Below are 10,065 nucleotides of genomic sequence, written 5' to 3' on the forward strand. Positions count from 1 at the left end.
GCAGCAGTTCGCCGCGCGGCAGCGTGGTGCCGACGGCCAGGCGCGAACGGCTGAACTTCTCGGTGTCGACGTCGTCCTGGGTGATGGTGATCGGCTCGTCCATCGGCAGCTTGGCCTCGCTGATCAGCAGGCCGGTCATCAGCTTGGTGATCGAGGCGATGGGCAGCACGGCGTGGTCGTTCTTGCTCAGGAGCACTTCGCGCGTGTCCTGGTCGAGCACCAATGCCACGCTGGACTTCAGGTCGAGCGGATCGATGGCGTTGTGCAGTCCCGCCATCTGGCCGAAGGACTGCCGCACCGGCGCGGGCTCGGCCACGCGCACGACGGAGCGGCGCTGCACGGCCACCACCGTCTTGCCGCCACTCTTGCGCACGGTGGCGACCACGTTGCGGCCGCCGCGCACGGTGCGCTCCTCGGCGCGCGCCTTGGTGGTCTTGGCCACCGCCTTGCTGGCGGCAGCCGGCTTCTTGCTGCTGGCGTGCTGCTTCTTGCCGTTGGCATGGGCCATCGGCGTGAGGAAGGAGGCGGCACACAGGGCCACGGCCAGCACGCGCAGCGCGGGAAGATACCGCTGGGAAGACACTCGGGGCAAAACAGGCAGCGCAGGGGCTTCGGCCATCAACAACTCCAGCGGCAGGACATCGAAAGGTGCCGCAGTCTATCGAATACAAAAAAGAGACGCAAATCAGTTACTTGCGTCCTCTTTCTCATCCACGATGCAGAGTCGCCCGAAACTAGCCTTGCGCGGCCACGCGTTCAGTCTGGCTGTGCAGCTTGTTCAGCGCACCCAGGTAGGCCTTGGCCGAGGCCACGACGATGTCCGGATCGGCACCGACACCGTTGACCACGCGTCCGGCATTTTGCAACCGAACTGTTACTTCTCCCTGGCTTTCGGTCGATCCGCTGATCGCATTCACCGAGTACAGCACCATTTCGGCGCCGCTTTTCACCAGGGATTCAATGGCCTTCAGCGAGGCATCGACCGGTCCATTGCCGCCCGACTCGCCGACCACCTCCTTGCCGTGCATCGTGAAGACGATGCGGGCCTTGGGCTGCTCGCCGGTTTCGCTGTGCTGCGCCAGAGACACAAAACTGAACTGCTCGTCAACGTTCGACTGCTGCTCGGCGCTGACAAGGGCGAGGATGTCCTCGTCGAAAATTTCGGCCTTGCGGTCGGCCAGCTCCTTGAAGCGCAGGAAAGCGGCGTTCAGGTCGGCTTCGCTGTCCATCGACACGCCCAGGTCCTGCAGGCGCTGCTTGAAGGCGTTGCGGCCGCTGAGCTTGCCCAGCACGATCTTGTTGGCGGTCCAGCCCACGTCCTCGGCACGCATGATTTCGTAGGTGTCGCGAGCCTTGAGCACGCCGTCCTGGTGGATGCCCGAGGCATGGGCGAAGGCGTTGGCGCCGACGACGGCCTTGTTGGGCTGCACCACGAAGCCGGTGGTCTGGCTCACCATGCGGCTGGCGGCCACGATGTGCTGGGTGTCGATGTTGAGCTCGAGCCCGAAGTAGTCCTTGCGGGTCTTCACGGCCATCACGATCTCTTCGAGCGAGCAGTTGCCGGCGCGCTCGCCCAGGCCGTTGATGGTGCATTCGACCTGGCGGGCGCCGCCGATCTTGACGCCGGCCAGCGAGTTGGCCACCGCCATGCCCAGGTCGTTGTGGCAATGGACCGACCAGATCGCCTTGTCGCTGTTGGGAATGCGCTCGCGCAGCGTCTTGATGAAGTGGCCGTAGAGCTCGGGCACCGCGTAGCCCACCGTGTCGGGCACGTTGATGGTGGTGGCGCCCTCGGCGATCACGGCCTCCAGCACGCGGCAGAGAAAGTCCACGTCGCTGCGGTAGCCGTCCTCGGGGCTGAACTCGACGTCGGCCACCTTGTTGCGGGCGAAGCGCACGGCCAGTTTGGCCTGCTCCAGCACCTGCTCTGGCGTCATCCGCAGCTTCTTCTCCATGTGCAGCGGCGAGGTGGCGATGAAGGTGTGGATGCGCGCCCGCGCGGCACCGGCCAGGGCGTCGGCGGCGCGCGAGATGTCGCGGTCGTTGGCCCGCGACAGGCCGCACACGGTGGAGTCCTTGATGGCATTGGCGATCGCCTGCACCGCCTCGAAGTCGCCGTTGGAGCTGGCCGGGAAACCGGCCTCGATCACGTCGACCTTGAGCCGCTCCAACTGGCGCGCGATGCGCAGCTTTTCGTCACGCGTCATCGAGGCGCCGGGCGACTGCTCGCCGTCGCGCAGGGTGGTGTCGAAAATGATCAGCTGGTCGGTCATCGTTGGGCTCCTTGTCCGTGTACGTTCTGCGTCAGGCCGTCTCGGCGGCAGCCGGCGATTGTGCCTGCTGCGCTCCATCGCCCGCGGCACGCCGCATGCCCGACACGATGGCCTTCAGTGCCGCCGCCGTGGTGTCGGCATCGATGCCCACGCCGTACAGCGTGCGCGAGTCGCCCATGCGCATTTCCACATAGGCCACCGACCGCGCATCGGCACCCGCACCGATGGCATGCTGGTGGTAGTCCATCACGCGGATCGGCTGGCCCGTGGCTTCGGCCACAGCGCGGCTGAAGGCGTCGATGGGGCCGTTGCCGCGGCCTTCGATGGCCACCGCCTCGCCACCCCAGACGAGTTCGCCGCGCAGCACGGTGAGCGCCTGGTCGCCCTCGCCTTCCACGGACTGCACGCGGTGGCGCAGGCCTTGCGCGCCATCCATGCGGTACTCGTCACGGAAGATGTTCCAGAGGTCGGCGGCACCCAGCTCCTTGCCCTGCACGTCCATCACCTGCTGCACCACCTGGCTGAACTCGATCTGCAGGCGGCGCGGCAGTTCGAGGCCGTATTCGCTTTCGAGCAGGTACGAGATGCCGCCCTTGCCCGACTGGCTGTTGACGCGGATCACGGCCTCGTAGCTGCGGCCCACGTCCTTCGGATCGATGGGCAGATAGGGGATGTCCCAGATGTCGCCATCCTTGCGGGCCGAGAAGGCCTTCTTGATCGCGTCCTGGTGCGAGCCCGAGAAGGAGGTGTAGACCAGGTCGCCCACGTACGGGTGGCGCGGATGGACCGGGATCTGGTTGCAATGCTCGACCGTGGCGCGGATGTCGTCGATGTGCGAGAAGTCCAACCCCGGCGACACGCCCTGGGTGTAGAGGTTGAGCGCCACGTTGACGATGTCGAGGTTGCCGGTGCGCTCGCCGTTGCCGAACAGGCAGCCCTCGAGCCGGTCCGCGCCCGCCATGACGGCGAACTCGGCGGCTGCCGTGCCGGTGCCGCGGTCGTTGTGCGGATGCGCGCAGAGCACGATGGCATCGCGCCGCTCCAGGTTGCGATGCATCCACTCGATCATGTCCGCGAAGATGTTGGGCGTGGAATGCTCGACCGTGGACGGCAGGTTGACGATGCACTTGCGCTCGGGCGTCGGCGCCCAGACCGCGGTGACCGCATCGACCACGCGCTTGGAGAAGGCCAGGTCGGTGCCGGAGAACATCTCGGGCGAATACTGGAAGGTCCACTGCGTGGCCGGCTGGCGCGCGGCCTGGTCCTTGAACATCTTCGCATGGGTGACGGCGAGCTCGACGATGCCGTCTTCGTCCAGGCCCAGCACCACGCGGCGCATGACCGGCGCGACGGCGTTGTAGAGGTGCACGATGGCGCGCGGCGCGCCCTGCAACGATTCGAAGGTGCGTTCGATCAGGTGCTCGCGCGCCTGGGTCAGCACCTGAATTGTCACGTCATCGGGAATGCGGTCTTCCTCGATCAGCTTGCGCACGAAGTCGAATTCGGTCTGCGAGGCGGAGGGAAAGCCGACTTCGATTTCCTTGAAGCCAATTTCCACGAGCGTCTCGAACATGCGCATCTTGCGCTCGAGGTCCATCGGCTCGACCAGGGCCTGGTTGCCGTCGCGCAGGTCGGTCGACAGCCAGATGGGCGCCCGGGTGATGACGGCATCGGGCCAGGTGCGGTCCTTGAGGCCGATCGGTGCGAAGGCGCGGTACTTGGTGTGAGGCTGCTGGAGCATGTCGATTTCTCTGCAAGAGGTTGGAACCGACCAGCAACCCCATAGACGAACGGCCCGTTGCTGGTGCAAACGGGCCGTGTCGAGGGTGTTTTGCGCGTGCGCTCTACCGTCTCCGCCCGTTGGGGGGAATCAGTAGTAGGGCCAGGGCGAAAACGTTCATGAGGGTTGCGACTCTATCACAGCGGGCGGTCATTCGTGCAAGCCGCGCTCGTCGGGCTCGTCGGTGGAAACACTGATCATGCTCACCGGCTGGCCCTTGGCCTTGCGCCAGGCATAGATCACGTAGCCGCTCAGCCCATACAGCACGAACAGGCAGAACAGCACCGTGGGCGGATGGATGTTGATCACCGCGATGCCCAACGCGATCAGCACCAGGGTGGCGAAGGGCACGCTCTTGCGGATCTGCATGTCCTTGAAGCTGTAGAAGGGCGCGTTGGTCACCATCGACAGGCCCGCGTACAGCGTGAAGAAGAAGGTGATCCAGGTGATCTGCGTCCAGCTGAAATACCAGACGTCGGCACCGCGCCGGCCCCAGTCGGTCATCAGCCAGATGAAGCCCGCCACCAGCGCCGCGGCCGCTGGCGAGGGCAGGCCCTGGAACCAGCGCTTGTCGACCACGCCGGTGTTGACGTTGAAGCGCGCCAGCCGCAGCGCGGCGCAGGCGCAGTACACGAAGGCCGCGATCCAGCCCCAGCGGCCCAGGCCCTTGAGCGACCATTCGTAGGCGATGAGGGCCGGCGCCGCGCCGAAGGACACCATGTCCGCCAGCGAATCCATCTGCTCGCCGAAGGCGCTTTGGGTGTTGGTCATGCGCGCCACCCGGCCGTCCAGGCTGTCGAGCACCATGGCGCAGAACACGCCCACCGTGGCCAGGTCGAAGCGCCCGTTCATCGCCATGACGATGGCATAGAAGCCGCCGAACAGGGCCGCCAGCGTGACCATGTTGGGCAGTACGTAGATGCCCTTGCGGCGCTTGCGGATCGGCGCATCGTTCAAGGGAATGGGGTCGTGCATGAGTTCGGCCTCCGGCCTTCCGGGAAACGTGGCAGTGTAGTCAAAGGTGCCGGGCGCACTGCGCCCTCGGCCCCGCCCGCGCAGGGACATCGGCAGCCGCAGCGCCCCGCGCACGCAGGCAAGAAAAAGGCCACCGCAGGCGGTGGCCTCTGGATCGGCAGCGGAGCCGAAGCCCCGCACAAGGCCGATCAGTTGCGGCTCTGGTCGACCAGCTTGTTCTTGGCGATCCAGGGCATCATGGCGCGCAGCTGGCCGCCGACCTGCTCGATGGAGTGGTCGGCGGTGTTGCGGCGGCGGGCCGTCATCGACGGGTAGTTCAGGCGGCCTTCCTGGATGAACATCTTGGCGTAGTCGCCGTTCTGGATGCGCTTGAGGGCGTTGCGCATGGCGGCGCGCGACTGCTCGTTGATCACCTCGGGGCCGGTCACGTACTCGCCGAACTCCGCGTTGTTGGAGATCGAGTAGTTCATGTTGGCGATGCCGCCTTCGTAGATCAGGTCGACGATCAGCTTGAGCTCGTGCAGGCACTCGAAGTAGGCCATCTCGGGCGCGTAGCCGGCTTCGGTCAGCGTCTCGTAGCCCATCTTGATCAGTTCGACCGCACCGCCGCACAGCACGGCCTGCTCGCCGAACAGGTCGGTTTCGGTCTCTTCCTTGAAGTTGGTCTCGATGATGCCGGCCTTGCCGCCGCCGTTGGCCATGGCGTAGCTCAGGGCCAGGTCGCGGGCCTTGCCGGACTTGTCCTGGTGCACGGCCACGAGGTGGGGCACGCCGCCGCCCTGGGCGTAGGTGGAGCGCACGGTGTGGCCGGGAGCCTTGGGCGCGACCATCCAGACGTCCAGATCGGCGCGGGGCACGACCTGGTTGTAGTGCACGTTGAAGCCGTGGGCGAAGGCCAGCGAGGCGCCTTCCTTGATGTTCGGCTCGACGTTGTTCTTGTAGACCTCGGCGATCTGCTCGTCGGGCAGCAGGATCATCACGACGTCGGCGGACTTCACGGCCTCGTTCACTTCGAGCACGTTCAGGCCGGCCTTGCCGACCTTGTCCCACGAGGCGCCGCCCTTGCGCAGGCCGACCACGACCTTGACGCCGCTGTCGTTCAGGTTCTGCGCGTGCGCGTGGCCCTGCGAGCCGTAGCCGATGATGGCGACGGTCTTGCCCTTGATCAGGCTCAGGTCACAGTCCTTGTCGTAAAAAACTTTCATGTCTTCTCTCCGTTTAGCTGAAGGGGTTGCGATGGGTGGTTGCCGTCCGTGCTGAGCCTGTCGAAGGGCTCATTGCAGACCCGCGGCCGGCTGGCTTGCGGGGCTTCGACAGGCTCGGACCGGACGGACAAGGACCGAGCCCCGATTCCGTCACACGCGCAGGATGCGTTCGCCGCGGCCGATGCCGCTCGGGCCGGTGCGCACCGTCTCGAGGATGGCGCTGCGGTCGATGGCGTCGAGGAAGGCGTCGTTCTTGCCGTGGTCGCCGGTGAGCTCGATGGTGTAGCTCTTGTCGGTCACGTCGATGATGCGGCCGCGGAAGATGTCGGCCATGCGCTTCATCTCCTCGCGTTCCTTGCCCACGGCGCGCACCTTCACCATCATGAGCTCGCGCTCGGTATAGGCGCCTTCGGTGAGGTCGACCACCTTGACCACCTCGATGAGGCGGTTCAGGTGCTTGGTGATCTGCTCGATCACGTCGTCCGAACCCTGGGTCTGGATGGTCATGCGCGACAGGCTCGGGTCTTCGGTGGGGGCCACCGTCAACGACTCGATGTTGTAGCCGCGGGCCGAGAACAGGCCCACCACGCGGGAGAGTGCGCCGGGCTCGTTCTCGAGCAGCACGGCAATGATGTGCTTCATGGTGTCGATTCCTCTTTTCGCCGCCCTCCCCTGCGCACGGTAATGCGCAGGCTCGGCGGGCAATAGATTCGTCTGGAAGGGGAAGGAAAACGCGGCGCCGGCCACGCACGGCCGGCCCCGCTGGAAGGCTCAGAGGTCTTCGCTGCCCAGCAGCATCTCGGTGATGCCCTTGCCGGCCTGGACCATCGGGAACACGTTCTCGGTGGGGTCGGTGCGGAAGTCCATGAACACCGTGCGGTCCTTGAGCTTGCGGGCCTCGCGCAGCGCGGGCTCGACGTCCTGCGGCCGCTCGATCAGCATGCCGACGTGGCCATAGGCCTCGGCCAGCTTCACGAAGTTGGGCAGCGCGTCCATGTAGCTGTGGCTGTAGCGGCCGGAGTATTCGATCTCCTGCCACTGGCGCACCATGCCCAGGTAGCGGTTGTTGAGCGAGCAGATCTTGATCGGCGTGTTGTATTGCAGGCAGGTCGACAGTTCCTGGATGCACATCTGCACCGAACCTTCACCGGTGATGGTGAAGACCTCCGCCTCCGGCTTGGCCAGCTTGATGCCCATGGCGTAGGGGATGCCCACACCCATGGTGCCCAGGCCGCCGGAATTGATCCAGCGCCGCGGCTCGTCGAAGCGGTAGTACTGGGCAGCCCACATCTGGTGCTGGCCGACGTCGGAGCACACGTAGGCCTCGACGTCCTTGGTCATGTTCCACAGCGTCTCGACGACGTACTGCGGCTTGATCACGTCCTGGTTGTCGCGGTCGTACTTCAGGCAGTCGCGGCTGCGCCAGGTCTCGATGGTCTTCCACCAGTCGGCCAGCGCACCGCCGTCGGGCTTGGTGCCGCTCTCGCGGATCATGGAGATCAGCTCGGTCAGCACGTCCTTGACGTCGCCGACGATCGGCACGTCCACCTTCACCCGCTTGGAGATGCTCGACGGGTCGATGTCGATGTGGATGATCTTGCGTTCGTTCTGCGCGAAGTGCTTGGGGTTGCCGATCACGCGGTCGTCGAAGCGCGCACCCACGGCCAGCAGCACGTCGCAGTTCTGCATCGCATTGTTGGCTTCGATGGTGCCGTGCATGCCCAGCATGCCGAGGAACTTGCGGTCGCTCGCCGGATAGGCGCCCAGGCCCATCAGCGTGTTGGTGACCGGGTAGCCCAGCATGTCGACCAGCGTGCGCAGCTCGTTGGTCGCATTGCCCAGCAGCACGCCGCCGCCGGTATAGATGTAGGGGCGCTTGGCCGTCAGCAGCAACTGCAACGCCTTGCGGATCTGGCCGCCGTGGCCCTTGCGCACCGGGTTGTACGAGCGCATCTCCACCTTCTCGGGATAGCCGTGGTAGGCCACCTTCTTGAAGGAGACGTCCTTGGGCACGTCCACCACCACCGGGCCGGGGCGGCCGCTGCGCGCGATGTGGAAGGCCTTCTTCATGGTCGCCGCCAGATCCTTGGGATCCTTGACCAGGAAGTTGTGCTTGACGATGGGGCGCGTGATGCCGACGGTGTCGCATTCCTGGAAGGCGTCCAGGCCGATGGCCGCGGTGGGCACCTGGCCGGCGACGATCACCATGGGGATCGAATCCATGTAAGCGGTCGCGATGCCGGTGACCGCATTGGTCAGGCCCGGGCCCGAGGTGACCAGCGCCACGCCGACATCGCCCGTCGCGCGGGCATAGCCGTCGGCCGCGTGCACGGCGGCCTGCTCGTGGCGCACCAGCACGTGCTGGATGGTGTCCTGCTTGTAGAGCGCGTCGTAGATGTAGAGGACGGCGCCACCGGGGTAGCCCCAGATGTACTTGACGCCTTCGGCCTGCAGTGCCTTGATCAGCACTTCAGAGCCCATGAGTTCTTGAGGTTGGCCAGCCGCGACCGCGGCGGTCTCTGCCTTGGAGATTTCCATGTTGATGAACCTTCCGAGTTTTCGGGAACGAAAAACCTTGGGTGCCCCTTGCCAGCCCTTGTGGGGCCGCGCCAGGACTTGAGGCCAAAACCATGGGCGGACAGATAAACCGCCGGATCTTGACCCGTTTGCCTTTTGACTGCGAGCCGGCGATTATGGCATTGCCCGCCGCAACGCGGGCGGCAGAAATGCCGATGCCATAATCCGCGCGACTTTTTGCGGGCAAAGTTCTCACGCAAGCAGAGCGCCCGCCGCCGACCGACCGACCCCACACGCGCCCCTGGCACCCTGCGCTTGGCCTCCGAACAAGAACTCTCCGACTTCCTCAAAAGCGTCGAGAAGCGCGCGTTCAAGCGCTCGCTCTATCACGTGCGCGACGAAGAGGCCGCCCTGGACATCGTCCAGGACAGCATGATGAAGCTGGCCGAGCACTACGGCGACAAGCCCGTCGGCGAGCTGCCCATGCTCTACCAGCGCATCCTGTCGAACTGCACGCTGGACTGGTTCCGCCGGCAGAAGACGCGCCGGGCGCTGTTTTCCAACTTGAGCGATTTCGAGACCGACGACGACGATGCGGGCGATTTCGACCTGCTCGGCAGCTTCAACGGCGACCTCGACACGCGGGAAACCGAAAGCGCCGAGGACGTCACCCGCCGCGCCCAGGTTTTCCGGCAGATCGAAACCGAGATCGCCGCGCTGCCGCTTCGTCAACGGGAGGCATTCCTGTTGCGTTACTGGGAAGAGATGGATGTGTCCGAGACAGCCGCCGCGATGGGCTGCTCCGAAGGCAGTGTGAAGACGCACTGTTCCCGGGCCATCCAGGCACTCAGCCGCGCCCTCAAGGCGAAGGGGATTCTGCCGCCATGACTTCTTCTTCGACACGCCCTCATTCCTCCTCCCGCCCCGAAGACCTGTTCGGCCGCGCCATCGCGGCGCGCCTGAATGACGGTACCGATGCCCTGCCGCGCGACATCAGCGAGCGTTTGCGCGCCGCGCGCATGCAGGCCATGGCCAATCGCAAGCGGGAAATCCTGCACACCGCGCCCGTGCTCGTCTCTGCCGGCGGCAGCGCCGTGTTCGGCCAGTCCGGCTGGTGGGGCCGGGCCATGGCCGCCATTCCGCTTGTGGCGCTCGCCGTCGGGCTGCTCACCATCGGCCTCACCCAGGAAGAGCGCCGCACCGCCGAGCTCGCCGAGGTGGATGCCGCGCTGCTCACCGACGATCTGCCCCCCGCCGCCTACACCGACCCCGGCTTCGCCCAGTTCCTGAAGGCAAAGGCGGCCGCCGCGGCGGC

The 10,065-nt window shown here is 65.7% G+C and carries 8 protein-coding genes and 1 pseudogene; 2 read left to right on the forward strand and 7 right to left on the reverse strand.

Translation table 11 applies throughout. The annotated features are described in order from the left end of the window. From NS331_RS24500 to NS331_RS24530, 7 genes and pseudogenes are all read right to left on the reverse strand, one after another. Window positions 1-583 (reverse strand): annotated as a pseudogene (locus NS331_RS24500) (D-alanyl-D-alanine carboxypeptidase); the annotation flags it as partial. 151 nt (window positions 584-734) lie between these two features. Continuing rightward, window positions 735-2,273 carry a 2-isopropylmalate synthase gene (locus NS331_RS24505; RefSeq protein WP_058644527.1) on the reverse strand — a complete coding sequence of 513 codons (1,539 nt, stop codon included), beginning with the start codon at window positions 2,271-2,273 and terminating at the stop codon, window positions 735-737. Between the two features lie 31 nt (window positions 2,274-2,304). After that, window positions 2,305-4,014 (reverse strand): 2-isopropylmalate synthase, encoded by a 1,710-nt coding sequence (gene leuA, locus NS331_RS24510; RefSeq protein ID WP_058644528.1) that lies wholly within the window; start codon window positions 4,012-4,014, stop codon window positions 2,305-2,307. A 189-nt stretch (window positions 4,015-4,203) separates the two neighbouring features. Then, window positions 4,204-5,028, reverse strand: coding sequence for a CDP-diacylglycerol--serine O-phosphatidyltransferase (gene pssA, locus NS331_RS24515; RefSeq protein WP_058644529.1), 825 nt, complete (start codon window positions 5,026-5,028; stop codon window positions 4,204-4,206). A 188-nt stretch (window positions 5,029-5,216) separates the two neighbouring features. Further along, window positions 5,217-6,233, reverse strand: coding sequence for a ketol-acid reductoisomerase (gene ilvC / locus NS331_RS24520; RefSeq protein ID WP_058644530.1), 1,017 nt, complete (start codon window positions 6,231-6,233; stop codon window positions 5,217-5,219). 150 nt (window positions 6,234-6,383) lie between these two features. Further along, complete coding sequence (ilvN, locus tag NS331_RS24525) at window positions 6,384-6,875, reverse strand: acetolactate synthase small subunit (protein WP_017759053.1); 492 nt, start codon at window positions 6,873-6,875, stop codon at window positions 6,384-6,386. 129 nt (window positions 6,876-7,004) lie between these two features. Next, complete coding sequence (locus tag NS331_RS24530) at window positions 7,005-8,771, reverse strand: acetolactate synthase 3 catalytic subunit (RefSeq protein WP_058644531.1); 1,767 nt, start codon at window positions 8,769-8,771, stop codon at window positions 7,005-7,007. 294 nt (window positions 8,772-9,065) lie between these two features. Here NS331_RS24530 and NS331_RS24535 point away from each other — a divergent pair, with 294 nt between their 5' ends. Both NS331_RS24535 and NS331_RS24540 read left to right on the forward strand, forming a co-directional pair. Continuing rightward, on the forward strand, window positions 9,066-9,638 hold the full coding sequence (locus NS331_RS24535) for an RNA polymerase sigma factor (protein ID WP_058644532.1): 573 nt from the start codon (window positions 9,066-9,068) through the stop codon (window positions 9,636-9,638). Continuing rightward, on the forward strand, window positions 9,635-10,065 hold a 431-nt coding region (locus NS331_RS24540), incomplete at its 3' end, for a DUF3619 family protein (protein WP_058644533.1). The genes NS331_RS24535 and NS331_RS24540, both read left to right, overlap by 4 nt.

This window comes from Pseudacidovorax intermedius, from assembly GCF_001476815.1.
Classification (GTDB): domain Bacteria; phylum Pseudomonadota; class Gammaproteobacteria; order Burkholderiales; family Burkholderiaceae_C; genus Xenophilus; species Xenophilus intermedius_A.

Bases quoted from the DNA above. Each gene is read 5' to 3' on its own strand.
- ilvN (WP_017759053.1), bottom strand. From the start codon at position 6,875: ATGAAGCACATCATTGCCGTGCTGCTCGAGAACGAGCCCGGCGCACTC.
- leuA (WP_058644528.1), bottom strand. From the start codon at position 4,014: ATGCTCCAGCAGCCTCACACCAAGTACCGCGCCTTCGCACCGATCGGC.
- NS331_RS24530 (WP_058644531.1), bottom strand. From the start codon at position 8,771: ATGGAAATCTCCAAGGCAGAGACCGCCGCGGTCGCGGCTGGCCAACCT.
- ilvC (WP_058644530.1), bottom strand. From the start codon at position 6,233: ATGAAAGTTTTTTACGACAAGGACTGTGACCTGAGCCTGATCAAGGGC.
- NS331_RS24505 (WP_058644527.1), bottom strand. From the start codon at position 2,273: ATGACCGACCAGCTGATCATTTTCGACACCACCCTGCGCGACGGCGAG.
- pssA (WP_058644529.1), bottom strand. From the start codon at position 5,028: ATGCACGACCCCATTCCCTTGAACGATGCGCCGATCCGCAAGCGCCGC.